The sequence below is a fragment of the Streptomyces sp. NPDC059010 genome, from assembly GCF_042740355.1.
GTDB lineage: Bacteria > Actinomycetota > Actinomycetes > Streptomycetales > Streptomycetaceae > Streptomyces.
On record NZ_JBHYJA010000044.1, the window covers coordinates 24,369 to 49,701 of the forward strand.

Consider the following 25,333-nt stretch of genomic DNA (forward strand, 5'->3'; position numbering starts at 1 on the left):
CAACCGAGGTGCTGAAGTGTTGCCGCGCGGTTTGGGGGGGGGGGGGGGCCCTGGGGGGTTTTTTTTCCTGGTGGCCCCCGCGGGGGGCGCGGCCCCCCCCCCCCCCGCCCCCCCCCCCCAACGCCGTGGCCATCAAGGACTTCTCGGTGATCCGCCACAACAACCAGTGGCTGGTCTACGCCTCGGCCGTGGGCCCGAACTTCGGTTACGGGCTGGAGCAGTTCAGCTTCGGTGACTGGTCACAGGCAGGGTCGGCACAACACTCGTACCTGGACCAGTCGCCGATGGGACCGGGCTACCGGGCCGCGCCCCAGGTGTTCTACTTCGCGCCGCAGAACCTCTGGTACATGGTCTACCAGAGCCCCGCGCCCACCTACTCCACCAGCTCCAACCCCGCCGACCCGAAGTCGTGGTCCGCGCCGCGCACCTTCATCGACAAGGAGCCGCCGATCGTCACGGAGAACAAGGGCAACGGCACCTGGATCGACTTCTGGGTCATCTGCGACTCGGCCAACTGCCACCTGTTCTTCAGCGACGACAACGGCCACATCTACCGTGCCGAGACCAGCCTGGGGAACTTCCCGAACGGTTTCGGGAACACGCAGATCGTGATGTCGGACACCAAGAACAACCTGTTCGAGGCGACCAACGTGTACAAGGTCGCCGGCACCAACCAGTACCTGCTCCTTCAGGAGGCCATCGGCAACAACACGGGCCGGCGCCACTTCCGCTCCTTCACCTCGACCAGCCTCACCGGCGGCTGGACCCCCCTCGCCCACACGTGGGACGAACCCTTCGCCGGCCGCAGCAACGTCACCTTCCCGGGCGGCGCCTGGACCGAGGACATCAGCCACGGCGAGATGGTCCGCGCCGGCAACGACCAGACCCTCCCCATCGACCCCTGCCGTATGCAGTACGTCTACCAAGGCCTGGACCCCAAGGCCGGCGGTGACTACAACTCGCTGCCCTGGCGGATGGGCCTGCTCACCCAGACCAACTCCACCTGCTGACGGCCCGAACCGTCATCGAGTATCCACGTCACCCCGCCGGGCGGCCGGCCCGGCGGGGTGACGTGCTGTTCGCGCGCTCCCACCGGTCGCCGGCGCCCTCAGGCCATGGCCAGCACGGCGGAGATCAGAGCCCGCAGGCAGACCCTTTCGGCGTCCTCGTCCGGCAGTGAGAGGTGCTGCATCGTCAGCCCGTCGAAGCCCGCGAGGAAGAACCTCGCGATCGTCTCGGCGGGCTGGGCGAGCTGGTGCCCGGTGTGTTCGGCGGCCTCGCTGATCAGCTTCGCCGTCACGGCCGAGACGTCGCGGGTGTGGCCTTGCAGGGCCTCCTGGAGATGGGGCGTGCGCAGGGCGAACATGGACAGTTCCGTGAGGAGCTGGTACGACGCCGGCTGTGCGAGCACGGTGTGCCACAGGGCCTCGGCGAGCGTGACGATCGTGTCCTCGAAGCCCTTGTCCGTGGGCGCCGCCCGCTCCACCTGGGTGATCAGGTCCTGGGTGAGCTGCTCCATGACGGCCCGGTACAGATCTTCCTTCGTGCCGAAGGTGTAGTGCACCGTCGCCTGAGCCACGCCGAGCTCGGCGGCGATGGCGCGAGTGCTGCCGGCCGCAACGCCCTCCCTGCTCATGAGGTCGATGGCGGCCTTGATCAGTTGGGGGCGGCGCTCAGCCGCGGATACATGAGCCATGACGGCATCCTAAGCGACTCAGTCTGGCGAACAGGTCGCTCGACAAGGTCAGATTCACGGCCTGGGTGGGCCGGACGTTTCAAGGTCTCCGAGGGTTCCATCAGTCGACTGTGTCAGTCAACACGATCGATCGACATTGTCGACTGACAATGTCGCCTGTACGGTTCTGGCCAGCGACAGCCTCCGCCGAACGAAAGGCAAGCTCATGACCCACGAGACCCTGCCCGCGACCGAGCCGATCCCACAGCGCCCGGCCCTGCCCCTGGTCGGTCACGCGTTTGACATCCCCGGTGGCGCCGACGGCCTGCTCTACGTGATGAAGGAGGCCAAGGAGCTGGGACCGCTGTTCAAGCTCCGCATCTTCGGCAACGAGATCAACTTCGCCTCCGGCCTCGACCTGGTCACCGAGCTGGCGGACGAGAGCCGGTTCCGCAAGAACGTGCACCCCGACCTCGTGATCCTTCGCGAGATCGGCGGCGACGGGCTCTTCACCGCCTTCAACGACGAGCCCAACTGGCGCAAGGCGCACGACATCCTGATGCCGGCCTTCTCGCTCGGCGCGATGCGCGGCTACCACGCGACGATGCTCAAGGTGGCCCGGGAGCTGATCGGGAAGTGGGACCGGGCGGCCGGGACGGAGCCCGTGGACGTGGCCGGCGACATGACGCGGCTGACGTTCGACACGATCGGCCTGTGCGGCTTCGGCTACGACTTCGACTCCTTCGGCCGCGAGGAGCCGCACCCCTTCGTCACCGCCCTGTCGCGAGCGCTCGGCTTTGCCCAGGCCAAGGGAGAGTCCATCCCGGGCGCGGAGCTCTTCAAGTGGAAGCAGGCCGAGCAGTTCCGCAACGACGTGACCTTGATGAAGGATCTGGTCGACGACGTGATCCGAGAGCGCCGCGCCTCCGGCGACCCGAGCACCGACGACCTGCTCGGGCGCATGCTGCACACCCCGGACGCGGTCACGGGCGAGCCCCTGGACGACGTCAACATCCGCTACCAGGCGATCACGTTCCTCATCGCCGGGCACGAGACCACCAGCGGGGCCCTGTCCTTCGCCCTGTACTACCTGACCAAGCACCCCGAGGTCCTCGCCCGCGCCCAGGCCGAGGTCGACGCGCTGTGGGGCGACTCCGACGCCCCCGAGCCCGACTACGGGGACATCGGCAGGCTGACGTACATCCGCCAGGTGCTCAACGAAGGCCTGCGGCTGTGGCCGACGGCCCCCGCGTACGCCGTGGAGCCGCTGGAGGACACCGTCATCGGCGGGAAGTACGCCGTGCGCAAGGGCGACTCGATCCAGGTGCTCATCCCGCAGCTGCACCGGGACCCCGCCTGGGGCGAGAACGTCGAGCTGTTCGACCCCGACCGGTTCCTGCCCGAGCGGGAGGAGGAGCGGCCGGTCCACCTGTTCAAGCCGTTCGGCAGCGGCGAACGCGCCTGCATCGGCCGCCAGTTCGCGCTGCACGAGGCGACGCTGGTCCTCGCGCTGCTGATCCACCGCTACCGCCTGATCGACCACACCAACTACCAGCTGAAGATCAAGCAGTCGCTCACCCTCAAGCCCGACGAGTTCACGCTGAACCTGGCCCGGCGTGCCGCCGGGGAGCGCCGCCTGCCCGCCGCCGCACCCGTCGCAGCGAGCAGCGCTCCCGCCGGTCAGGACGGGCTCGGCGTCCGGCGCGCCACCGGCACCGCGCTGACCCTCCTGCACGGCTCCAACCTGGGCACCTGTGCGGGCATCGCCCGCGACCTGGCGGCGGACGGTGACGAGCACGGCTTCGCCCCGTCCGTCGCTCCCCTCGACGACGCCGTGGGCAAGCTCTCCCCGGGTGACGGACCGGTCGTGATCGTGGCCGCCTCCTACAACGGCAGGCCCACCGACGACGCCACGGAATTCGTCGCATGGCTGGAGGGCCTGGAGCCCGGCGCGCTCGACGGCCTCCAGTACGCCGTACTCGGCGTCGGCGACCGCAACTGGGCCGCCACCTACCAGCGCGTCCCCACCCTCATCGACGAGCGGCTCACCGCCGCGGGCGCCACCCCACTGCTGGAGCGCGGCGCCGCGGACGCCGCCGGCGACTTCGCCGGCACCGTGGACCGGTGGACCGGCAACCTGTGGACCGCCCTGCTGGAGCGGTACGGAGCCGCCGCAGCGGCGCAGGAGCCGGCCGCTGACCAGGAAGCGGGACTGTACGAGTTGGAGGACGCGACCGACTCGGTCATCGGCGGCCTCACGGCACGCCACGGCGTACAGCCCATGGAGGTGCTCGACGCGTACGAACTGGTCGACATGGGCAACGGGTTGGGCCGCTCCAAGCGATTCCTGAGGCTGCGGCTGCCCGAGGGCGTCACCTACCGCACCGGCGACCACTTGGCCGTGCTCCCGAGCAACCCGGACGTCCTCGTACGACGGGTGGCCGACCGCTTCGGCCTCGACCTGGACCGCACCGTGCGCCTGCGCGCACGCCGCCGCACCCGGGGCGCCCTGCCCGTCGACCGGCCGCTGACCCTGCGCCGCCTGCTCACCGACTTCGTGGAACTGCAGGACGCGGCCACCCAGGAGCAGGTCGCGGTGCTCGCGGAGCACACCGCCTGCCCGCCCGAGAAGCGGCCCCTGGCCGAACTCGCGGCGGCGGACCCGGAGGCCTTCCGCGAGCAGGTGACCACCGCCGGACGCAGCGTCCTGGACCTGCTGGAGCGCTACCGCGCCTGCGAGCTGCCCTTCGAACGCTTCCTTGAACTGCTGCCCGTGCTGCGCCCGCGGCACTACTCCATCTCCTCGTCCGCCGAAGCGGCACCCGGCGAGGCCGACCTGATGGTGTCGCTGCTCGCCGCGCCGCACCGGGGCGGCGAGGGCACGTTCCTGGGCATCGCCTCGCACTACCTCCAGACCGTGCACGCCGGCGACACCGTCCAGGCCAGGGTGCTGCCCTGCAGCGAGGACTTCCGCCTGCCGCAGGACGAGTCGGTGCCGGTGATCCTGGTCAGCGCGGGCACCGGTCTGGCGCCCTTCCGCGGCGCCGTCCTCGACCGCCACCACACCCGGTCGGCCGGCACGCTGCTGTGCTACTTCGGCTGCGACCACCCCGACGTCGACTACCTCCACCGAACCGAGTTCGAGACGGCCGAGGCAGCCGGAGCCGTCAGCATGCGGCCCACCTTCTCCTGCGCCCCCGAGGACGGTGCCCGGTTCGTCCAGGACCGCATCGCGAAGGAGAGCGACGAGGTCTGGGCGGTACTGGAGGCCGGTGGGCGTGTCTACGTCTGCGGAGACGGCCGTCGCATGGCCCCGGCGGTGCGGGAGGCCTTCATGGCGATCTACCGCGGGCGCACCGGCGCGGCCGACGACGAGGCCACCGCCTGGCTGGCCGCTCTGACCGAGTCCGGCCACTACGTGGAAGACGTCTGGGCCGGCTGACCACCGCAGGTGTCCATCGAACCGAACCCGACTTGAGGCTCTCATGCTTGTTGCACACTCGGCCCGGCGCCGAGGAACGGCGGTAGTCCCCAACTCCTCGCAGCGGAGCGTCCGGTGAACGCGCGCGGCGCCTCCGCCCTGACCTTCGGGGTGGCGGTGGCGCTCATCGCCGGAGTCACCCTCGGCAACGGCGGCGCGAACGTGATGCCCGTCTTCGTCGACGACTTCGCGACCCGCTTCGGACTCTCGGACTCCGGCGCCGGGATCGTGGCCGCGAGCCAGCTGATGGCCACGGCGGTGGTGACGCTGCTGCTGGCCAAGCGGGCCGCGCGGCCGGGCCGGGTGCGGATGACCCGCCTGGGCCTCGCCCTCTCGGGAGCAGGCTTCCTCGGAGCGGCGGCGGCCGTCGACCCGGTGACCCTGGTCCTGGCCAACCTGGTCCTCGGCGCGGGGCTCGGCGCGGTCTACGCGGCGGCCACGGCGGCGCTCGCCGCCACCGACGACGCCGACAAGGCGTCCGCCGTCACCATCTCCGGCACGGTCGGGGTGACGGCACTGCTGATCATGGGCGTCCCCGCGGCCAACCACGACCTCGGGGAGGGGGCCGGCTTCCTGCTCATGGCGTTGTGCTGTCTCGCCGCCTGGCCACTGGTACGACGGCTCCCGGAGGGTCCCGCCACAGCGGACACCGGGCCCGCCGGCAGGGCAGAGCCGACCGCGGCCAAGCCGTCCGTGGTGCTGCTCCTCGGGACCGCACTCCTGTGGACCGTCACCCAGGGCGCGTGGTCGTACGCCTCGGTCCTCGGCCGTCAGCACACCGGGATGTCCCACTCGGCCGTGTCGGCCGTCCTCGCCATCTCCAGCGTCGTGGCGCTCGTCGGCGCGGCGGTGGGGCCGGTTGCGGCGCGGCGCTTCGGGCGCATGCGGTCGATGGCCGTCTTCGTCACGGCGCAGGCACTCGCGATGGCGGTCCTGGTCCTCACCCACGACCCCGTGCTCTTCACCGTCGCGGCCGTCCTCTGGCAGGCCTGCCAGCTGGCCGTCCTGGTGCAGATGCTCGCCGCCGCCGCGCTCATCGACCCGACCGGACGCCTGGTCGCCTCCCTCAGCGGGGCGGGCGCCCTGGGCACCGGCATCGGACCCCTGGCCGTCGGAGCCGTCCTCGACGCCGCCGGGGCCGACGTGCTCGGCATCGCCTTGGCGCTCGGCACCGTCGTCGCCTCGCTGCCCCTGCTGCGGATGACGGTGGCCGGCACGCAGGCATCGCCCGAGAAGGGGCTCGCTCCCTCCTCCGCCGAGACCGGGTGAGCATGCCGGCCGAGGAGCCCGGCCGAACCCGGGACCGAGTCATCGCCTCACTGGTCGCACACCTTCTGATACGGGACGTCGCCGACGTACGAGCATGACTGGAGCGAACGGCTTCTTGGGAGTGCTCCCTACCCTGCCTGCTGACGTTCTCCGCCCCGGTGTGGTTCCGATGACAGCGACACAGAATCGATGACGCCGACGTCCGTTCTGCGGCGGTTGATTTTTGTGATCGACCGGGGTGCCGATCAACGCCGTGCCCGCCAGTCTGGGTATCGCCGGCCCAGACCCCCGGCGTCGAACACGCCCGGCGGTCCGGTGAGCGGGCACCCACAGCCCGACGGCGGCACGCTTCCCCCCTAGTGCCGACCGACGGGCCCAGCCTCCGGCGGCACATTTTTCTCCCCCCTGTGCCGCCGGAGGCTCTCACGCACGGCACGGTTCCCAGCGCACCCAGTACCACGTCCGGCCCTTTGATTTTCCTGATGGCAGGCGGGTGTCGAACAACGTTCCGGTTGCCGGCGTGAGGCAGGGGCCCGGGATGTTCCCGAGTTCCGGCAACCAACCGTCTGGAGATCAGAGCGCATGATCCGAACAGATGTCACGGCGTCACCCTCAGGGACTGCCCATCAACGACCCCGCACGTACACGATCGCATCCGTCCTGACCGCGCTCATACTCGCGTTCATCGCCACCCTCGCCGGCCCCCTCGGCTCGCTGCCGAGCGCCCACGCCGATGACTTCCCCTGCCCGGGAGGGGCCGGCTCGGGGGAGGCGTCGTCCTCCGGGACCTGCCCCAACCTGCACAACAACGACCTCCTGTCGGAGCGGTCGTTCCCCCGCGACCTCTTCCGCGGCGACTCCCGTGAGCCGAACGACATCTTCAACAACGGCTTCACCGCACGCGGCACCAACTACGACCTCCAGGCCCACGTCCAAGGGGACCGGGCCATGAACAGCGGCTACGTCTCCACGACGGGCACCGTGGGCGTGGCGGAGCAGTTCGCGCGCAGCCAGGGTCTGGCCAACCTGGCGACGGTGGCGGCCCAGCCGCGCTGCTCGTCCGGCGAGCTCGCGCTCTACGGCTTCATCCCCGGCATCGGGAACTGGCTGATGGCGCGCTGTCTGCCGACCACGCACGAGGTGATGGCCGAGACCTTCGTCTACACGATCGACCCGACGTGGGCGCCCAACGCGCTGTACGTCCCCGACGAGATCCGGGGCAACGCCGATCTGTACAACCACTACGCGAGCCAGGACGAGTGGGCCTACACCCACCAGATCCCGAACTACGCGATCACCGGCGTCCGCATCTACCGGACGACGGCGACCGCCGACGGAGACAGGCTCAGGCCGGAGACCGCCACCTTCACCTACGACCAGTGGGTGCCCAACCCCAACCACATCAACCGGCGGCTGTACCAGCCCGCCGACGATCCGGCCGCCCAGTTCCACTTCGACACGGACCTGAACACGCCCGCCCTCGCCGCCAACCCGTGGACGCGCCCCTGCGACCCGTCCAACCAGTGCCGGGACCACGGCTAGACACCGTCGGCGACACCGCCCGTACGGCACCCGCGGCCCCCTCGGTACCCCGTACCGAGGGGGCCGCACTCTTCGGCGCCCCGGGCAGCGGCGGCCTCCCGCTGGCCGCTGCGGTCCCCTCTGTGGCCGTAGGAGTCAGTTCCCGCCGGCCGTCCGGTGCATAGGTTCCAGGCACCTGAGACATCCGAGGAAGGAGGCGGGCTGGTGAGCGAGAACCAGTACGACACCTGTGTGATCGGTGCGGGACCCGCGGGACTGGCGGTCGCGAGGGCGCTTTCCGAGCGCGACCTGCCGTACACGCACATCGAGCGGCACACCGGACCGGGCGGGCTGTGGGACATCGACAACCCGGGCAGCCCGATGTACGAGTCGGCCCACTTCATCTCCAGCAAGACCCTCTCCGGCTTCGGCGGCTATCCGATGCCGGACCACTTCGCCGACTATCCGCCGCACCGGCAGATCCTGTCCTACCTGACGTCGTTCGCCGAGGCGTACGGGCTGCGGGACCGGATCGAGTTCGGCACCGAGGTCCGCGGCGTCGAGAAGAATCCGGACGGGACCTGGTCGGTCACCCGGGCCGACGGCCGGGCGAGCACGCACCGGCAGATCGTGGTCTGCACGGGGGCGCAGTGGCACCCCAACGTCCCCGATCTGCCCGGCGACTTCACCGGCGAGGTCCGCCACACGGTCACCTACCGCAGCAGTGCCGAACTGCGGGGCAAGCGGGTGCTGGTGGTGGGCGCGGGGAACTCCGGGCTGGACATCGCCTGCGACGCGGCACGGGCCGCCGACCACGCGGCGATCAGCATGCGCCGCGGCTACTGGTTCATCCCCAAGCACCTGTTCGGCCGGCCGGTGGACACCATCGCCGCGGGCGGACCCCACCTGCCGATGTGGCTGGAGCAGAGGCTGTTCGGCGGCCTGCTGCGGCTCCTCAACGGCGACCCGCGCAGGCTCGGTCTGCAAAAGCCCGACCACAAGCTGTTCGAGACCCACCCCGCCCTCAACTCGCTGCTGATCCACCACCTCCAGCACGGGGACATCACGGCCAGGCCCGGCATCGAGCACACCCACGGCCGCACGGTGCGCTTCACCGACGGCACCAGCGACGACTTCGACCTGATCCTGCTGGCCACGGGATACGTCCACAAAGTCCCTGTCGCGCAGCGGTACTTCGGCGACGAGCAGCACCCGGACCTCTACCTGTCCTCCTTCTCCCGCGAGCACGATGGCCTGTTCGGCGTCGGCTTCGTGGAGACCAACTCCGGCGCCTACCAGCTCTTCGACAGCCAGGCTCAGCTGATCGCCTCGTTCATCCGGGACACGGGGGCCGGGCTGCCGACCGCCGACCGGTTCACCCGCATGATCCGAGGCGACCGGCCGGACCTGTCCGGCGGACTGAAGTTCGTCGACTCACCGCGCCACACCGGCTACGTCCACAGCGAAGCCTTCGTGAAGTACCTCGGCAAGGTTGCCGAAGGGATGGGCTGGCGTACCGCGGGCCTGCCGCCTCGGGCCACGTCCCCGCGGCAGGAGGCGGTGGCGTCATGACGTACGACTTCCGTGACAAGGTCATCCTGGTGACCGGCGGCGCCGGAGGCATCGGCAGCGCCCTGTGCCACCGCTTCGCCGCGGGCGGTGCCCGGCTCGTCGTGGTCGACATCGACGAGGTGCGGGCCAGGCGGACCGCCGGTGAGCTGCCGGGGAGCGGGCACCTGGGGCTCGGCTGCGACCTGCTGGACCGTGCCGGGGTGGAGCGGATGCTCGACGGCGTCGCGGCCACCCATGGCCGGATCGACGTCCTGGTGAACAACGTGGGGATGACCAGCTCCGAACGGTTCGACGCGCGCAGCGTCGAGAGCATCGAGCTGGAGATCGACCTCAACCTGGTCTCCCCGCTGGTCACCACCCGGCTCGCCATTCCGCTGCTGCGGGCGTCCGGCGACCCCCGGGTGATCACGACCGTGTCCCTCGGCGGGATCTTCCCGCTGGGCGAGACCCCCATCTACACCGCCGCGAAGTTCGGGCTGCGGGGAGCGATGCTCGCCATCGGCCTCGACCTGAGGGACAAGGGCATCATGGCGGGTTCGGTGCTGCCGTCGGCGACCGATACGCGGATGCTGCGCCAGGAGGCCGTCGACGGCGGGAACTCCATGCAGTTCCAGGACGCGCCGCAGCAGCCGTCCGATGTCGTCCGAGCGGCTGTGAGCCTGCTGGACAAGCCCCGCCTGGAGTCCTACGCCAGGCCCGGCGAGTCCCGGCTGGTGCGGTGCGCGCTGCTGGCGCCGAACCTGCTGCCCCGGCTCTTCCCGCTGTTCCGCAAGCGCGGTGAGCGAGGTATGGCCCGCTATCTGGAGGACCTGCGCCGCAGGGGACTGGCCCGCCAGGCCGGCGGCCGGTGGGAACTGGTGGAGGAAGCATGAGCGCAACGCACATCACCGGTGACCCTGAGACGCTCGACGTCGTCAATCCCGCGACAGGTGAGCTGATCACGACCGTACCGGCGGCGAGCGAACAGGACGTCGTGCTGGCCGCCGAGCGGGGGCACACAAGGTCTTCGAGAGCGGCGTGTGGGCCGGCCGCTCTCCGCGGGAGCGGGCCGCCGTCCTGCTGCGCCTGGCAGACCTCATGGAGAGCCACGCCGGGTTCCTGGCCCGGCTGGACTGCGAGGACGCGGGCAAGCCGATCACGGAGTGCCGTACCGGCGACGTGCCCGCGGCGATCGAGTCGATCCGCTGGTTCGCGGAGGCGGCCGACAAGGTCTTCGGCCGCGTCGCCCCCACCGGTCACGACAGCCTGGGCCTGGTGAGCCGCGAACCGGTCGGGGTGGCCGCCGCGATCCTGCCCTGGAACTACCCGCTGGCGATGGCCGCCTGGAAGGTCGGGCCCGCGCTCGCCGCGGGCAACTCCCTGCTGCTCAAACCCGCCGAGGCCACCCCGCGCTCCACCCTGCACCTGGCCGCTCTGGCGGCCGAGGCGGGCCTGCCGGACGGTGTGCTCACCGTGCTGCCCGGCCACGGCACCGTCACCGGTACGGCGCTCGCCCGCAACCCCCTCGTGCGCGCACTGTCGTTCACCGGATCCACCGCCACCGGACGCCGCATCCTGGCCGACGCGGCGGAGACCAACTTCAAACGGGTCTCCTTGGAGATGGGCGGCAAGAGTCCCCAGGTCCTGATGGCGGACGCGCTCGACTACGGCGACGAACTGATCGACAACATGATCGAGGGCGCGTTCCTGACCATGGGGCAGAACTGCACCGCCGGCTCCCGCGTCCTGGTCCACCACAGCATCGCCGAGGAGGTGCTGGACCGGTTCACCGCCGCCGCGAAGAACCTCACCATCGGCGATCCCGCCGACGCACGCACCCAGGTCGGGCCGCTCATCAGCCGTGCCGCCTTCGACCGGGTCGCGACGGCGGTGGACGCGGCCCGCTCCGCCGGAGCCCACATCCACACCGGCGGGCTGCCGCACGGCCTGCCGCCGCGCGGTGCCTACTACCCGCCCACCGTGATCAGCCGGGTCCCGGAAGGCAGCGACGTGCTCACCAAGGAGCTGTTCGGCCCTGTCGTCACCGTCCAGACCTTCACCTCGCAGGACGAGGCGGTGCGGATGGCGAACGCCACCGAATACGGGCTCGCCGCCTCGGTGTGGACCCGCGACCTCGACGCCGCGCTCCGGCTCGCGCGGGGCATCGAAGCCGGGGTGGTCTCCGTCAACGCCTACAGCGAAGGCGACATCACCACCCCCTTCGGCGGGTGGAAGCAGTCGGGGTTCGGCGGCGCGGAGAAGTCCACCGGCGCCTTCGCGCAGTGGACCAGGGAGAAGACCATCTGGATCCGCACACGTTGACACGGAGGCCCGGTGGCCCGCTGATGGGCGTGGGCACTCCCGTCAATGTTCCGGGCCCTCCTCGCGCAGCCGGGCCGGGCTCACCCCGTGCCAGCGGTGCACCGCCCGTCGCAGTGCCCGTACGTCGGAGAAGCCCGCCTGGCGGGCGATGTCCCGCAGGGTCAGCTCGGGTCGGCGCAGCAGCTGCTCGACCCGCTCGCGGCGCACTCCGTCGACGACCGCTTCGTACGTCGTTCCGCACTCGGCCAGCCGACGGCGCAGCGTGCGCTCACTGGAGGCGTGCCGTCGGGCCTGCTCGACGAAGGACGGAACGTCGGGCAGGCTCTGCGCGATCGAGATCTCCAGCATCTCCAGCAGATCCTGCTGATCGCGCCTCGACGCCACCTGTTCCGCCAGCAGCTCCACGACACCGGTGTAGGTGACCCGGTCGCGGCCCGGCATCGGCCGCCCGGCCCATGCCGTGGGGAACACCAGGCGGTTATGCGCGGCGCCGAACCGTACGGGGCAGCGGAACAGGTCGGTGAACGGCCCGATGCGGCCTGGGGCGGGGAAGGCGAACTCGACGCTCTGCGGGGCGAATTCCTCCCCGGAGCTCAGCCGTGTGAGGGCGACGACGCTGGCGAACGCCTCCTCCGCCAGGAAGACCGCGACCGCCGGATCGAGAGCGGGGTCGGGCAGCTCGGCCCGCAGCACATAGCCCGCTTCTTCCTGCTCCGCCGACCAGACCACCATCGCCCCGGACAGGTTCTGGAAGCGCACGCCCGTCTCGATGGCCTCCCGCAGCGTCTCCGCGGCCATCTGGGCGAACCCCAGCAGGCCCCAGGAGGTCAGGTGCTGCGCGGCACCCACCCGCAGCCCCAGGTGGGGGTCACCGGTGAGCTCCAGCGCACGCCGGATGACGGCACTGCCCTGGCGGTAGGAGACCCGCAGCGCCGCCGAGCCCATCATCGCCTCGTCCAGCCCGACCCGGCTCAGCTCGGGCCGTAGGTCGACTCCGTAGCCGTCGGTGACCGGCGTGAGACAGCGCAGAATGTTCGGCGGGATGGTCGCCGAGGTGCTGCGGCTGGTTCCCGGGGACTGCGCCGGGGCGGGGCTTTCGGACATGGCGTTCCTCGTGACCGGGCTTTGCTCGCTGCGGACACAGTAGAAGGGTCCGGTCCGGGGCCGCCCGCCCGGGAGCCTCCCGGGGGGGGCGGTGGCCTCAGCTCAGGACGTCGTACCGGTCACCGCGCTTCCCGACTTGGTCACGTGATACGTCGCCGTCGCGCCGCTCCAGAAATGGAAGGTGAGCTTCACCCGCGCGTTGTCCTTCACCGCGTCGAGGAAGGCGGAGGTGAGGCGGATCTCCTTCTTGGCGTAGTCGGGCGCGAAGGCGGTGTTGAACTGCTGGTACGGAGTCCAACTGGTCGGACCGGCGTTGCCGCCGTCGGCGTACTCGGCCTTCATCGTCGCCAGCACATCACCCCGGAACTGCGTGGGGATGCGGAACGAACCGGCCGTTCCGGTCGTGCTCGACTCCGCCGGGGCGTCGTGGGAGATCACCTGGATCCGCCAGGGGACGCCTCGGGAGAACTCGGCCTGGAGCGTCGCGTTGACCCCGTAGGAACGGTCGCCGACGAGCCGCGTGAGAGCGGTCGCCTTAAGGGTGAGCCGGTTGCCGGAGAGGGTGTAGTCCCGGCCGCTGGCCAGCTTGGTCGTGCCCTGCTTGAGAGCCTTGAAGGCGGTCCCGTTCAGGTTCAGCGTGAGCGTACGGTCCTTGACGGGACCGGACTTCGGTACGAAGACGCTGTCCGAGGAGGCGGTTGCCGATCGCGTCGTCCAGCTCGACTTGATCTGGCGGAAGAGCGCCGGGTCCTTCCACTGCTGCTTGGCGCGGTCGTAGAAGGCGCCGTTGTCCCACAGCACGGTGGTGACCTTGTTGCTCCGGGCGGCCTGACCGAGCGCCTCGAAGTACTTCAGCATCTCGCCGCGTTCCACGGCGCCGGGACCGTGGTCGTCGCCGAGCAGGCCGTACTCGCCGAGGACGACGGGGATGCCCCGGGCGACGAAGGTGTCGCGCATCCGCTTGAACGTCTTGTCCAGGTCTCCGCGGGCCTGCGCGTCGAAGCGGGTGGCGCCGGCGACGTTCACGCTGAACGGGAAGTAGCCGTAGTAGTGCACGGTGGCGACCAGCCGGGGGTCGTGCAGCGACTTGATCGTGGTGGCCAGATTGTCCATCAGCCGCTGGTCGGGGGTGCAGACCTCGGTGGGCAGCATGAGCAGGCGTTTGGTGTTGTTGCCTCCCGACGCGCGCACGACCTTGTGGAAGGACGTGTTCAGCTCGTTGAGCAGCTCGGCCTGGCGCGCGTTGTCGGCGTTGTCGAACTTGGGCTCGTTGATGCTCTCGAAGACCAGCTTGGCGGACTCGTTCCGGAACGCCGTGGCGAGCTGCTTCCAGGTCGTGTCGAAGCGGGCCAGCACCTTGTCGTGCTCGGTGGACATCTTGCCGGCCCACTGCCAGGAGTCGTGGTGGACGTCGAGGACGACGTAGAAGCCCTCGTCGACCGCCCAGTCGACGACCTGCCTGACCCGGCTCAAGTACGCCGGATCGATGGTGTAGTTCGGCGCGGCTCCCTGGTGGTCGCTCCAAGTCACCGGGATGCGGATGCTTTTGAAGCCCTGGGCGCGGATCTTGGCCAGGAGGGCTTTGGTGGTGCGGGGCTGACCCCACGACGTCTCGTCGGGGATGGCGTCCAGTGTGTTGCCCAGGTTCCATCCCGGCTGCATCGCGGCCACGGCCGCCATCGCGCTGTCGGGAACCGCGGCCGTCGCCGCGGACGCCTCGGGCTTGGCGTCGTCGCCGAACGCCCCGAAGACCGTGCCGTAGGCGATGACGCCCGCGGCGATCAGCGCCAGCGGTGTACCCACTGCGAGCCGAAGCCGGCGTCGGCGGTGCTGTGGGGCCTGCTGCTTGTTCATTGCTCATCCGTTCTGGAAGACCGAGCCGGTGTCGCCCCTTAGTGGCCGGCGATGGGGCAGGAGGTTGCCGTCGATCACAGACAATGCACAGATACGGTCCCCGCCATCGGCAGAGAGGCCGGCTGCTCACCTCGTGGGGCCGGGTGCGTGTGCCGGGTAGCGGGCTCCGGCCTCCTCGGATCGGCATGACGGGCAGAATGACTGCGTGCCCCCGTTCGACCAGCTCCGTTTCCCGCTGCTCCGTGGCGCCCGAGCCGACGCCGCACTCGCCCTCGGGACGTTCGTGTTGGTCGCGGTCGCGGAGGGGCAGCTGCTGCGGAGTGGAGAGTGCTCGACGCCCTCGCTCATCGCGTCCTGGCTGCTGATCGCCGCGGTGTGCGGAGCACTGCTGTTCCGGCGCCGGTATCCGGTGGCGGTGGGCTGGTTCACGGCGCTGGCCACGGGCGGCTACCACCTGTTGAGCGAAACCGACGGTCCGCTGGTGGTGGTGCCGATCGTGGCGTTGTACGCCATCGCGGCCCAGGGCCGGCTGCAGGCCGCTGTGGCCATCGCGGCGGCGATGGTGATCGGCATGTCCGCGGGCACCTTCGCGGGCAGCAGCGACATCGGCGGCACGGCGGTGTTCATGCTCGCCGGCTGGCTGGTCGCCGTCGTGGCTCTCGGCACGGTGCGGCACGGCCGGGCGGCCTACGCCGAGGAGGAGGCACGGCTGCGGGCCACCGAGGAGCGGCTGCGCATCGCCCGCGAGCTGCACGACGTGATCGGGCACAACGTCTCGATGATCAATGTGCAGGCGGGTGCGGCGCTGCATCGGCTGAGGAAGGATCCCGCGCAGGCCGGGGAGGCGCTCGGCGCCATCAAAGCGGGCAGCCGGGAGACCCTGCGCGAGCTTCGGGCCACCTTGGGGGTGCTGCGCCGGGTCGATGAGGAAGCGCCCACGGCACCCGCGCCGGGACTCGCCCGGGTGGACGAGCTGGCAGCCTCGGCGAGACCGGCGGGGCTCACGGTGCGGATCGAACGCACGGGGGCGGAACGCCCGCTGCCCGCCCCGGTCGACCTGGCCGCGTACCGGATCGTGCAGGAGTCACTGACCAACGCCGCCAAGCACAGCGGAGCCGGGCGGGTCACCGTCCGGCTCCACTACGGAGACGAGCAGCTGGCCCTGACCGTCGAGGACGACGGCCGGGGCGCGGCGGCCGGCCCGGCCGGGGCCGGTGACGGCAGCGGGATCGCCGGCATGACCGAGCGGGCGCGGACACTGGGCGGCGAGCTGGCCGCGGGTGCGCGGCCGGAGGGCGGATTCGCGGTACGGGCCCGGCTGCCGTACGGGAGCAAAGGACAGCCGATGGAGGAGAGCGACCGATGATCAGGGTCCTGCTGGCGGACGACCAGAGGCTGGTGCGGGCCGGGTTCCGGTCGATCCTCGCGGACGAGGACGACATCGAGGTGGTGGGTGAGGCCGCGGACGGGCAGGCAGCGGTCTCGGCCTGCCGCGAGCTTCAGCCGGACGTGGTCCTGATGGACATCCGGATGCCGGGGATGGATGGTCTGGAAGCCTCCCGGGCGATCGCCGCGGACGCGCGGCTGGCGTCGGTGAAGGTGGTCATCCTGACCACCTTCGATCTGGACGACTACGTGTACGGGGCGCTGCGCGCCGGGGCGACGGGCTTTCTGGTGAAGGACACGGAGCCGGAGGAACTGCTGCAGGCCGTGCGGGTCGCCGCCCGCGGTGACGCACTGATCAGCCCGTCGGTCACACGGCGGCTCATCGCCGAGTTCGCGGGCCGGGTGAAGAGCCCCGGGGCGGATCCCCGGCTCGATGTCCTCACCGAACGAGAGCGTGAGGTCATGCAGTTGGTGGCGGCGGGGCTCACGAACGACGAGATCGCGGCGCGCCTGGTGCTGGCACCGTCGACGGCGAAGACGCACGTCAGCCGGATCATGGCGAAGCTGGGGGCGCGGGACCGGTCGCAGGTCGTGGTGCTGGCGTACGAGTCCGGTCTGGTCAGCCCGGGCTGGCTGGCGGACTAGGGGATACCCGGCCGGCCGCGGGCTCCTCGCAACTCCTGGGGTACCGCGCGGCGGCGCCGTACATCCCCTGGGGTACGACGGGTGTCGGCCGGAGACGGACGATTCGGCCCCCGTCGCGCAGGCACGATCGGGGCCATGAACGCACCCCCCTTCCCTGGACGGGCCGCAGCCGCGATCGTCGGCGCGCTTGTCGGGGCCGCTGCCGGAATTCTGCTGGTCTCGGCCGCCGGCGCGCTGGCCGTGGAGGTCGATGTCGTGTTCGCCGTCCTGGCGATCGGCCTGCCCGCGCTCTGCGGCGCCGTGGTGGGCGCGTTCGTCACGCCAGGCCACTCACGCTGAATCCGAGGTGTCACCCATGTCCTCCACCCGCGGCACAGCCGCGCCTCTTAACCCACCCGCAGCGCCGGGCCGGCCGGACCGGCCGAGCGGCGGACGGTTCGGATCCCTGGCCGGCTGGGCACAGCGCCACCGCTGGGCCGCCCTGCTGATCTGGGTGGCCGTGCTGGTCGCGGTCACGCTGGGATCGCAGGCCGCCGGCTCCGCGTACAGGAACGACTTCTCCCTGCCGGGCACCGATTCCCAGGCGGCCACCGACCTGTTCACGAAGCACGGCTCCGCCCAGGCCGGGGACAGCGTCGACATCGTCCTGAAGGACAGTCAGGGCATGGCCGCCGCCAAGGCGGTCGTGGAGAAGATGCTGGCCGAGGTCGAACGGCTGCCGGGTGTCGCCGATGTGCGCAGCCCGTACGCCGACTCCGCCGCCGTCTCCGAGGACGGCACGATCGCTTACGCCACCGTCACCCTCGACGCCAAGGCCGAGGCCATGCCGAAGGAGGACGTCACCGCCATCATCGACACCGCCCAGAGTGCGGAGGCGGACGGTCTGAGGGTCGAGGTCGGCGGTGAGGCCGTGCGGGGCGCCGAGGAGAAGGGGAGCCCGACCGCCGAACTGGCCGGCATCGGGGCCGCCCTGGTCATCCTCGGGTTGCTCTTCGGCTCACTCGTGGCGGCCGCCGTGCCGCTGCTCACCGCACTCTTCGCGGTCGGCTCCGCCCTCGGCCTGATCGTGCTCGCCTCGCACGTCTTCACCATCGCCGACTTCACGCCGCCCATCACGATGCTCGTCGGACTGGGCGTCGGCGTCGACTACGCCCTGCTGATCTTCTACCGCTACCGGCACGAGCTCACTCAGGGCGCCGACCCGGCCGCAGCCGGCCGCAAAGCCCTGGACGCCGCCGGCCGCACGGTCTTCTTCGCCGGCTGCACCGTGATCATCGCCCTCCTCGGCCTGGTCGCGCTCGGCCTCGGCTCGCTGCAGGGCGTGGCCCTCGCCCTGGCCCTGACCGTGCTGACCACCATGGCCGCCTCGCTGGTCCTGCTGCCGGCCCTGCTGGAGTTGTTCGGCAGGCGCATCCAGCGCCATGTGCTCAAGCACGCGGCCAGGACCGAGGCCAAGGGCAAGACCGAGGGCAGCCGCTGGCGGGCGCTGGCCGCAGCCGTGCAGCGCCGCCCGCTGCCGTCTCTGCTGGTCGCCGTCCTCGCCCTGCTGGCTCTGTCCGCACCGGCGCTCGGGATGCGCCTCGGCTTCGCCGATGCCGGCAACGACCCGAGGACGACGACCTCCAGGCAGGCGTACGACCTGCTCGCCGAAGGTTTCGGCCCGGGGTTCAACGGTCCACTGGTCGTCGTCACGCAAGGAGACGAAGCAGCGGGCAGGGCCGTCCAGTTGGAGCTGGCCAAGACCGAGGGTGTGGCGGCGGCAAGCCCCGCGATGCCCTCCGAGGACGGCGCCCTGTCCACCGTAATCGTCTACCCGAAGACGGCACCGCAGGACGAGGGCACCACCGACCTCCTGCACCATCTGCGCGACGACGTGGCTCCGAAGGCGGAGCACGAAACCGGCGCCGAGATCCTCGTCGGCGGAGCCACCGCCGCCTCCCAGGACTTCGCGGACACGGTCTCCGAGCGGCTGCTACTCTTCGTCGCCGTCGTCGTCGGTCTTTCGTCGCTGCTGCTGATGCTGGTCTTCCGGTCGATCCTGATCCCCGTCAAGGCAGCCCTGCTCAACCTGCTCTCGATCACCGCCGCGCTCGGCGCCATGACCCTCGTGTTCCAGCACGGCTTGTTCGGGGTCCAGCCGGGCCCGGTCGAAGCCTTTCTCCCCGTGCTCATCTTCGCGATCGTGTTCGGGCTCTCCATGGACTACGAGGTGTTTCTGGTCTCGCGGATCCATGAGGAGTGGGAGCGTACGAAGGACCACTCCGTCGCGGTACGCGAAGGACTGGCCTCCACCGGAAAGGTGATCACGGCGGCGGGGGCCATCATGATCGTGGTGTTCGGCGCCTTCATGTTGAGTGCCGACCGGATGCTCCAGCAGTTCGGCCTCGGCCTCGCGGTGGCGATCCTGATGGACGCCCTGGTCATCCGCTGTCTGATCGTCCCGGCCCTCATGCAGCTGATGGGCAAGTGGGCTTGGTGGCTGCCCGCCCCGCTCGCCCGGTGGCTGCCGAAGGTGGCGCTCGAACATCCCGCGGACAGCTGACACCTGGCTGAGAGACAGCTGCCGAGGGGCACCACGCACAGTTCTCGGCTTGAGTTACGGTCGAGAGCTGTGCGCAGCCCTGAAGCCAGTGCGGTGCGCACAACGGCACCGCCAATCCGGTAAATCCGGCACAGGCCGGTCAAGTCGGCCCTGGGTGTCGGCGGCACTTGGTTACCGCAGGTCGCACACGGGTGCGGAACTGTGGCTTCCACCACGGCGAATGTGCGGTTGGCCTGGTGAGATCACCGGGTGCTCGGTTTCCTCCTCCGTCTCCTGCCCTTCTGGGTCCGGGAGCCTCTGCTCATCATCGTCGGCTCCGTTCTCGGCGTACGCATCATGTATCTCGGCGTCGGCGACCAGGACTGGGTCGCGATCGGTCTCGGCGTGGTGTTCCTCGTGTTCACCGCGATACGCGTCCAGGTGGTGGTCCGGGCTCTGCGCGCACGCCGGAACCCGGCTCCGGCGGCCTCCGCCGCCGGGGCTGCGGCCGCTGCTGCCCCGGCCGCAGCGGTGCCGCCTCCCAGCCGCCCGAGTACTCCGGAGAAGGACCACAACGCGTGGGTCCAGGCCGTCGCGGCCGTGGCCGTGTTCGGGGCGGTCGCCGCCGTGCTGTGGCTGGGCCCAGACATGATGCCGTCCGACGACACCGCCCAGCAGACCGCCTCGTGTTCGGACGGGGAAGAGGAGGAACTGCCGCAGGCCTTCAAGAAGACGCCCCGGCCCGTGACCGGTGAAGAGCTGTGCAAGGTGCTCAACCGGCCAGACCTCGCCACACTCCTCGGAACGCCTGAAGAGACCGCGAGCTCTGCTTCCGGCACCAACAACACCGCTCCCCTCACTGATGAGAGGGTCGCCCTGCCGGAGGCCGAGGTCAGGTTCGAGACGTACACCGTGAATGTCTCGGCGACTTACAACGACCTGACGACCGACCAGTACGTGAAGCTGATGAAGTACGGGGACGAGAGGGACGTCAGGACGCTGAAGGTTCTCGGCCGGCCCGCGATCTTCTCCTCGGATCACACCATGAAGTTGGAGATCAGCCTCGGAGGCGACGGGTCCGCCGGATCCGGCGGACCCGTCGAGGACGGCCCCCTGGCCAGGACGCTGACCGTGGCCCTCGACCGTGATGACCGGGGCGGCTACTGCGACTTCACGGTGTGGAGCACGACCGGAGCGCTCCCGGACGACAGGGTTCTCCTCGACATCGCCGAGAAGGTTCTCCCGAAGATTCCCGAACGGGCTCGTCGCTGAGACGTCCACACCCCATGGGCCGCCCGGGTGGGGCCCCTCAGTTGTTGATGATCCGCGTCATGGGGCCGCAGGCGTCTTCGAGGATGTCCTTGGTGGCGTAGTCGCCGACGCAGGACGCCCAGTCGACGTAGTACTCCTCGGGCAGGTCCTTGTTCTTGAACCGGGTGGTGCGCGCACCGTCCCGGTTCCACACGTTCCCGCCGCGCATGACGCTGCCGTTGGCGTCCTTGACCCGCCACAGGGCGACGGCCGAATAGCCGTCCTTTTGCCGGTCGGTGATGTAGAACCAGTCGCCGAATTCGTCGAAGCACGCTTTCGCGCCGGAGGTGGCCCGGGCGCAGTCGGGGACACCGTCCGGATTCGGGCGGGCGGTGGCGACGTCCTGCTCGGTCGGCCAGGCGTACGCCGGGCTGTTCGCGATCATGGTGAAGGCGCTCGCGGCGATGGCGAGGGTGGCTAAGCGGGACTTCGTGATGATCATCATGGATGGCATGCGCCTGACACTAGTGCGGAGAGGTGCCCTCGCCGTCGGCGATGCAACTCGGGCGTGTCGGCGCCGAGTTGGACGGCCCGTGCGGACACTCTCGGTGCATGCCTGCACCACGCGGCGCGACGGATTCAGGGTGCGAGACCGCCCACGCTCCCGTCCGGAATGTCGACGGTGGGTCCTGTCGTGTCTTGTGGGAAAAGATGCGGCGTTTGTGGGTATGTGGTGACCTTGGTTGTGGAGGCTATGGCTGACCCCAGAGGAGATGGTGATATGCCTTCCATCGACAAGACGATCGAGGAACTCACGGGCGTCCGGAGCGACCTCGAAGCGGCACTGGACCCCGCCGAACCCGACGGCGTCTACCGTGACAGCCGGGAGTGTGCCGCACTGGCGCTGCTCTCCGCAGACACCAAGCTGCTGCTGTCCCCGCCGACCCCCCGCCCCAAGAAGGGCTGAGCGTACGACGGGAGCATTCTGAATGGAGCAGTCAGGCACTTCGACCCTCTTGCAGGGCGCGGTGCAGGACCTTGCGACCGACGTGGTCTCCGCCCTCAGGGGTGGAGACCACGTGCGCATGTCCGGCATCGAGACGGTGCACGAGGTGGAGGGAAGTCTCGACCTCGCGGCCGTACGCGTGTTGGGAGCGGATCTGCTGCTGCCGCACGTACTCTTCCCCACTCCGCCCGACCCGGCGGCGCTCGCCGTGTTCCGCAAGGCGGTGGAGGCCTTCCCGCCCGGCGCCGACACGCCACCCACCGTCAAGTGGAGCCACTGGGCGATGAGTCGGACGCTGCGGCGCCTCGACACACCCCTTCCCGCCGCGCCCGGTGCACCCGGCGCGTCCTTCGAGGACGACGACGCCGAACCCGGCGCCGACTGGCTCGACACGGCCGGCTGGCAGGTCCTGACGCATCAACTCGCGGTCCTGGCGCCGCTCGCGGTGCCCGGCCAGGAGTGCGCGGTGGCCCGCGCCGCCCGGCGTCGTCCGGTCGACGTGGCCCGCGGCTTCGTACGGGCGGTACGCCGCAGGGACTGGCAACAAGCCGCCGGAGCGGGACGCTGGCTCACCCTGCTCGACGGAGTGCCGGACACACTCGGCCTCGAAGCCGGGCTGGACTTCGTGGAACTGATGGGCGGCAACGACACCCGCGTGGCCCTCCAGGTACAGGCGGCACGCGTCATGCGGACGGCAGGAGCGCTCGTATGACCGCCCCGGGCGTGAGTGCGGTGGGCGTCGGCGAGATCAGGGAGGTGGGAGCGGCCGCGTTCGCGTGGCTGTCCGCGCACCGCGGCGACTTCGCCCTGGGCGAGGACGCGCTCACCCTGGACGGTCCTGTCGACGCCACCTGGAAACCGCTTGGTGAACTGGCCCAGACCTGTGCGAGCGTACGCGCGCACACCCCGCCGTCGGACCCGCTGCACGCACGCGCGTCCGACCTGTTGCGGTTCGCCTGGCAGCAGACCGGCCAGGGCGAACTCTTCCTCCGTCTCCAGCGGTTGGAGCCCTTCGCGACCTATCCGCTGGAGATCTACTCCGTCTTCGCCTCGGCCGGATTCAGACACTCCGGGTACGAGGCCGCCGCCGGCACGACGGCCCGCACCCGCAGCTGGCGGCTCACCGAGCAGGAACCGACGCGCCGGCTCGGCGTCCTGAGGGCCGAGCGGCGCAGCGGCATCCACCGGCGTGAGCGGGCCGCGCAGACGCTGCGGCGCACCTGGCTCGGCGGACTTCCGGAACCGTGGACGTTCGAGCGCTCCTCGGGGTACGCGCTCACCCACGTCGTCTTCCACCTCACCGACTGGGGCCGCACCCCCACGGGCGTCCCCGCGGACCTCGCCGCCTATCTGGCCCACTGGCTGCCGCCCTGGCTCGACACCTGCCTGGACGCCGGAATGTGGGACCTGAGCTGCGAGCTCCTGGTCGTGGCCGGCAGCCTCCCGGACCCACCCGACCCGGCGACCCTCCAGCACGCCTGGACCCGGATCGCGCAGGCCCAGCACCCCTCCGGCGCCCTTGAGGAGCAGGCTCACCCGGGCGATACGGGAGCGGACCGGGAGCCGGACTTCCTGCGTTGCTACCACTCCACCCTGATGGCCGCCTTCGCGGCGGCGCAGACCGTCAAGTGCCTTGCCGCCGAAGGAGTGCCCGGATGACCGACACCCGTCTGATGCACACCGTCGGCGCCCGCGCCCTGGAATGGCTGTGGGCTCATCGCGACGGATTCCGTCTGGAGCCCGACGTCGATCCCGAGGTGGGCTTCCTGGAGCGCTTCAAACCGGTCGGTGAACTGGCCCTGATCTGCAGGGTGCTGTTCCGTGAGGGCGTGGCCGGATCGCGGCAGGCGGAACTCGCGCGCAAGCTGCTCGACCACACCTGGCGGCACACCCTGGACGGCGGCCGCATGCTGGCGCGCGGCCAGCGCATCGAGCCGCTCTCGCCGATCCCCTTCGAGGTGTACCTGCCGTACAAGGAACTCGGGTACAGCGAGCCCGAGGTGGAGCGCGCCACCGTCCTCTACCACCGGCTCGACAGCTGGGCGGCCCTCGAACTGGACCCGACCCGGCGCCTTGGACTCTCCGCGTTCCAGCGCCGCTTCGGCCTCACGCCCCGCATACCCGAGGCGGACATCGTCGGCTCCACCTGGCTCGGCCAGACCCCCGAACCCTGGACGGTCAGCGGGCACATCGCCTACGACGTCACCCACACGGTGTTCCACCTCACCGACTGGGGAGAGCACCCCGAGGGCCTGCCGCCGGACATCGCCGACTACCTCGCCACCTGGCTGCCGGTCTGGATCGACGACTGGCTGGACCTCAAGCGCTGGGACCTGCTCGGCGAACTCCTCGTCATCGATGCCTGCCTGCCCCGCCCCACCCTGGACGAGCGGGCCTGGAAGGGCTTCGCCGCCGCACAGCAGCCCGACGGCGCCATGCCCGCCGTACGGACGATGCCGGAGGGCGAACCCGACGAGGTGTTCGACATGATCTACCACCCGACGCTGGTCGCCGCCTTCGCCTCCGTGCTGGCCACCTCCCGCGCCCTCGCCGAGCTGACGCACGCCACCACCTCATGACCGGCCCGGCCATGCCCTGGCCGGGGCCGGGCGCAGCCGACGGCACGGACGTGCGGGTCGGCGAGGAGGACTACGGCAGTGCGGGCCGTGCCCTCGGCGTCGTCCTCGCCGATGGTGACGGTGACTCGCTGCGCGAGCGGCTGGTGAGTGCCGTCGACGCCATCGACGCGCCGGACGTCGTCTTCGCCGTCTCCCGGTTCGGCCACCGCACCCTGCACTGCGGCGGCACCGGCCCGCCCCCGCCGGTTCCCCGGCAGGACCTGCGCTACGAGATCGGCTCGGCCACGAAGGCCTACACGGGACTGCTCCTGGCCCAGCTCATCCAGCGCGGCCTGCTGACCGGGGGCGAGCCGGCCGCCGCCTGTCTGGACCCGGGACGGCGTGGCGACGCGGCTCCGGTGACGCTCGCTCACCTCATCACGCACACCGCCGGGTTGCCCGCCCTGCCGGCCGACTTCTACGTCCGGGCGCTGCCCGCCTGGCGCACCAACCCGTACGGCCGCTACCCGGCCGAGCGTCTGATCGCGGCCTTCCTGCGGCACCGGCCCCGGCATCGGCCCGGCAGCCGGTGGCACTACTCCAACTTCGGTGTCTCCGTGCTAGGCCTCGCCCTCGCCGCCGCGACCGGCACGGCGTGGGAGGAACTGCTCGGCGCCCATGTGCTGCGTCCGCTCGGCCTGAGCGGCACCGCCCTGGCGGCGGAGGATCCGAAGGCGGACGCCGTCGGACACGGCAAGGACGGGCGCACGCCCACCCTCGCCTTCGACGCCGGCGGCTTCCAGTCGGCCGGCGCCGTCCGCGCCACCCCGCACGACCTGCTGACGTTCCTCGAAGCCCATCTCGACCCGGCCGCCACCCCACTGGGCGACGCGCTGCGGGCGGTGCGCACACCCGTGCTGCGGCGCGGGCTGGACCGTCGGCACGTGCACACGATGGCGTGGTTCCGGCACCCCACGGACGCCGGACCGATGTACTTCCACAGCGGGGCGACCCTCGGCCAGCAGGCCTTCCTCGGCTTCCGGCCCGACACGGGCACGGCCCTCGTGGCGCTGTGCACCCGCCGGTTCCGCGCCCGCGACTCGTTCGTCGCCACCGCGTACGGGCTCCTCGCGGACCAGTAGCGGAGCGGTGGCGGGGAGAAGGGGGCGGGGAGCGAGGGACCGAGGGG

General features: G+C 70.8%; 20 protein-coding genes and 1 pseudogene. 17 read left to right on the forward strand and 4 right to left on the reverse strand.

What is annotated here, in order from left to right:
- Window positions 1–125: 125 nt before the first annotated feature.
- On the forward strand, window positions 126–1,010 hold the full coding sequence (locus tag ACFWYS_RS35855) for a non-reducing end alpha-L-arabinofuranosidase family hydrolase (protein WP_384778146.1): 885 nt from the start codon (window positions 126–128) through the stop codon (window positions 1,008–1,010).
- A gap of 98 nt (window positions 1,011–1,108) precedes the next feature.
- On the opposite strand, the gene ACFWYS_RS35860 is transcribed toward ACFWYS_RS35855, so the two are convergent.
- The gene (locus ACFWYS_RS35860) at window positions 1,109–1,696 is read right to left on the reverse strand and encodes a TetR/AcrR family transcriptional regulator (RefSeq protein ID WP_384778149.1); all 588 of its coding nucleotides are present in this window, start codon (window positions 1,694–1,696) and stop codon (window positions 1,109–1,111) included.
- A gap of 205 nt (window positions 1,697–1,901) precedes the next feature.
- On the opposite strand from ACFWYS_RS35860, the gene ACFWYS_RS35865 reads away from it, so the two are divergent.
- From ACFWYS_RS35865 to ACFWYS_RS35890, 6 genes and pseudogenes are all read left to right on the forward strand, one after another.
- Window positions 1,902–5,117 (forward strand): bifunctional cytochrome P450/NADPH--P450 reductase, encoded by a 3,216-nt coding sequence (locus ACFWYS_RS35865; protein ID WP_384778152.1) that lies wholly within the window; start codon window positions 1,902–1,904, stop codon window positions 5,115–5,117.
- 114 nt (window positions 5,118–5,231) lie between these two features.
- On the forward strand, window positions 5,232–6,425 hold the full coding sequence (locus ACFWYS_RS35870; protein ID WP_384778155.1) for an MFS transporter: 1,194 nt from the start codon (window positions 5,232–5,234) through the stop codon (window positions 6,423–6,425).
- 582 nt (window positions 6,426–7,007) lie between these two features.
- The gene (locus tag ACFWYS_RS35875) at window positions 7,008–7,967 is read left to right on the forward strand and encodes a hypothetical protein (RefSeq protein ID WP_384778158.1); all 960 of its coding nucleotides are present in this window, start codon (window positions 7,008–7,010) and stop codon (window positions 7,965–7,967) included.
- A gap of 204 nt (window positions 7,968–8,171) precedes the next feature.
- Window positions 8,172–9,518 (forward strand): flavin-containing monooxygenase, encoded by a 1,347-nt coding sequence (locus ACFWYS_RS35880; RefSeq protein WP_384778161.1) that lies wholly within the window; start codon window positions 8,172–8,174, stop codon window positions 9,516–9,518.
- Window positions 9,515–10,390: an SDR family NAD(P)-dependent oxidoreductase gene (locus ACFWYS_RS35885; protein ID WP_384778164.1), complete on the forward strand. Its 876-nt coding sequence runs from the start codon at window positions 9,515–9,517 to the stop codon at window positions 10,388–10,390. Before ACFWYS_RS35880 ends, ACFWYS_RS35885 begins: the two co-directional genes overlap by 4 nt.
- Window positions 10,387–11,819 (forward strand): annotated as a pseudogene (locus ACFWYS_RS35890) (aldehyde dehydrogenase family protein). Before ACFWYS_RS35885 ends, ACFWYS_RS35890 begins: the two are co-directional and overlap by 4 nt.
- 42 nt (window positions 11,820–11,861) lie before the next feature.
- Here the strand turns inward: ACFWYS_RS35890 and ACFWYS_RS35895 are convergent.
- Together ACFWYS_RS35895 and ACFWYS_RS35900 are read right to left on the reverse strand one after the other, a co-directional pair.
- Window positions 11,862–12,923: an AraC family transcriptional regulator gene (locus ACFWYS_RS35895; protein WP_384778167.1), complete on the reverse strand. Its 1,062-nt coding sequence runs from the start codon at window positions 12,921–12,923 to the stop codon at window positions 11,862–11,864.
- Between the two features lie 102 nt (window positions 12,924–13,025).
- Window positions 13,026–14,777 (reverse strand): cellulase family glycosylhydrolase, encoded by a 1,752-nt coding sequence (locus ACFWYS_RS35900; RefSeq protein ID WP_384778170.1) that lies wholly within the window; start codon window positions 14,775–14,777, stop codon window positions 13,026–13,028.
- Window positions 14,778–14,982: 205 nt separating this feature from the next.
- Here ACFWYS_RS35900 and ACFWYS_RS35905 point away from each other — a divergent pair, with 205 nt between their 5' ends.
- From ACFWYS_RS35905 to ACFWYS_RS35925, 5 genes are all read left to right on the forward strand, one after another.
- A complete protein-coding gene (locus tag ACFWYS_RS35905) occupies window positions 14,983–16,143 on the forward strand; it encodes a sensor histidine kinase (protein WP_384778173.1) in 1,161 nt (386 codons plus the stop codon).
- On the forward strand, window positions 16,140–16,808 hold the full coding sequence (locus ACFWYS_RS35910) for a response regulator (protein ID WP_384778176.1): 669 nt from the start codon (window positions 16,140–16,142) through the stop codon (window positions 16,806–16,808). Before ACFWYS_RS35905 ends, ACFWYS_RS35910 begins: the two co-directional genes overlap by 4 nt.
- A 135-nt stretch (window positions 16,809–16,943) precedes the next feature.
- On the forward strand, window positions 16,944–17,147 hold the full coding sequence (locus ACFWYS_RS35915) for a hypothetical protein (protein ID WP_384778179.1): 204 nt from the start codon (window positions 16,944–16,946) through the stop codon (window positions 17,145–17,147).
- 16 nt (window positions 17,148–17,163) lie between these two features.
- Window positions 17,164–19,350: an MMPL family transporter gene (locus tag ACFWYS_RS35920; RefSeq protein WP_384778182.1), complete on the forward strand. Its 2,187-nt coding sequence runs from the start codon at window positions 17,164–17,166 to the stop codon at window positions 19,348–19,350.
- 249 nt (window positions 19,351–19,599) lie between these two features.
- Window positions 19,600–20,601: a DUF6215 domain-containing protein gene (locus ACFWYS_RS35925; RefSeq protein ID WP_384778185.1), complete on the forward strand. Its 1,002-nt coding sequence runs from the start codon at window positions 19,600–19,602 to the stop codon at window positions 20,599–20,601.
- 37 nt (window positions 20,602–20,638) lie between these two features.
- Here ACFWYS_RS35925 and ACFWYS_RS35930 read toward each other — a convergent pair whose 3' ends face one another.
- The gene (locus ACFWYS_RS35930) at window positions 20,639–21,094 is read right to left on the reverse strand and encodes a hypothetical protein (protein WP_384778188.1); all 456 of its coding nucleotides are present in this window, start codon (window positions 21,092–21,094) and stop codon (window positions 20,639–20,641) included.
- Between the two features lie 267 nt (window positions 21,095–21,361).
- Here ACFWYS_RS35930 and ACFWYS_RS35935 point away from each other — a divergent pair, with 267 nt between their 5' ends.
- From ACFWYS_RS35935 to ACFWYS_RS35955, 5 genes are read left to right on the forward strand one after another with little or no spacing between them, the layout of a single operon-like run.
- Window positions 21,362–21,547 (forward strand): hypothetical protein, encoded by a 186-nt coding sequence (locus tag ACFWYS_RS35935; RefSeq protein ID WP_384778191.1) that lies wholly within the window; start codon window positions 21,362–21,364, stop codon window positions 21,545–21,547.
- Between the two features lie 22 nt (window positions 21,548–21,569).
- Entirely contained in the window at window positions 21,570–22,298 is a 729-nt protein-coding gene (locus ACFWYS_RS35940) for a hypothetical protein (RefSeq protein ID WP_384778194.1), read from the forward strand.
- A complete protein-coding gene (locus ACFWYS_RS35945) occupies window positions 22,295–23,245 on the forward strand; it encodes a DUF6895 family protein (protein ID WP_384778197.1) in 951 nt (316 codons plus the stop codon). The genes ACFWYS_RS35940 and ACFWYS_RS35945 overlap by 4 nt, the downstream gene beginning before the upstream one ends.
- On the forward strand, window positions 23,242–24,165 hold the full coding sequence (locus ACFWYS_RS35950; RefSeq protein ID WP_384778200.1) for a DUF6895 family protein: 924 nt from the start codon (window positions 23,242–23,244) through the stop codon (window positions 24,163–24,165). The genes ACFWYS_RS35945 and ACFWYS_RS35950 overlap by 4 nt, the downstream gene beginning before the upstream one ends.
- Complete coding sequence (locus ACFWYS_RS35955) at window positions 24,162–25,286, forward strand: serine hydrolase domain-containing protein (RefSeq protein ID WP_384778203.1); 1,125 nt, start codon at window positions 24,162–24,164, stop codon at window positions 25,284–25,286. The genes ACFWYS_RS35950 and ACFWYS_RS35955 overlap by 4 nt, the downstream gene beginning before the upstream one ends.
- Window positions 25,287–25,333 lie beyond the last annotated feature (47 nt).

Coding starts and splice junctions, on each gene's coding strand:
- ACFWYS_RS35865 (WP_384778152.1), top strand. CDS start 1,902: ATGACCCACGAGACCCTGCCCGCGACCGAGCCGATCCCACAGCGCCCG.
- ACFWYS_RS35935 (WP_384778191.1), top strand. CDS start 21,362: ATGCCTTCCATCGACAAGACGATCGAGGAACTCACGGGCGTCCGGAGC.
- ACFWYS_RS35875 (WP_384778158.1), top strand. CDS start 7,008: ATGATCCGAACAGATGTCACGGCGTCACCCTCAGGGACTGCCCATCAA.
- ACFWYS_RS35900 (WP_384778170.1), bottom strand. CDS start 14,777: ATGAACAAGCAGCAGGCCCCACAGCACCGCCGACGCCGGCTTCGGCTC.
- ACFWYS_RS35920 (WP_384778182.1), top strand. CDS start 17,164: ATGTCCTCCACCCGCGGCACAGCCGCGCCTCTTAACCCACCCGCAGCG.
- ACFWYS_RS35955 (WP_384778203.1), top strand. CDS start 24,162: ATGACCGGCCCGGCCATGCCCTGGCCGGGGCCGGGCGCAGCCGACGGC.
- ACFWYS_RS35940 (WP_384778194.1), top strand. CDS start 21,570: ATGGAGCAGTCAGGCACTTCGACCCTCTTGCAGGGCGCGGTGCAGGAC.
- ACFWYS_RS35910 (WP_384778176.1), top strand. CDS start 16,140: ATGATCAGGGTCCTGCTGGCGGACGACCAGAGGCTGGTGCGGGCCGGG.
- ACFWYS_RS35860 (WP_384778149.1), bottom strand. CDS start 1,696: ATGGCTCATGTATCCGCGGCTGAGCGCCGCCCCCAACTGATCAAGGCC.
- ACFWYS_RS35915 (WP_384778179.1), top strand. CDS start 16,944: ATGAACGCACCCCCCTTCCCTGGACGGGCCGCAGCCGCGATCGTCGGC.
- ACFWYS_RS35885 (WP_384778164.1), top strand. CDS start 9,515: ATGACGTACGACTTCCGTGACAAGGTCATCCTGGTGACCGGCGGCGCC.
- ACFWYS_RS35895 (WP_384778167.1), bottom strand. CDS start 12,923: ATGTCCGAAAGCCCCGCCCCGGCGCAGTCCCCGGGAACCAGCCGCAGC.
- ACFWYS_RS35950 (WP_384778200.1), top strand. CDS start 23,242: ATGACCGACACCCGTCTGATGCACACCGTCGGCGCCCGCGCCCTGGAA.
- ACFWYS_RS35930 (WP_384778188.1), bottom strand. CDS start 21,094: ATGCCATCCATGATGATCATCACGAAGTCCCGCTTAGCCACCCTCGCC.
- ACFWYS_RS35945 (WP_384778197.1), top strand. CDS start 22,295: ATGACCGCCCCGGGCGTGAGTGCGGTGGGCGTCGGCGAGATCAGGGAG.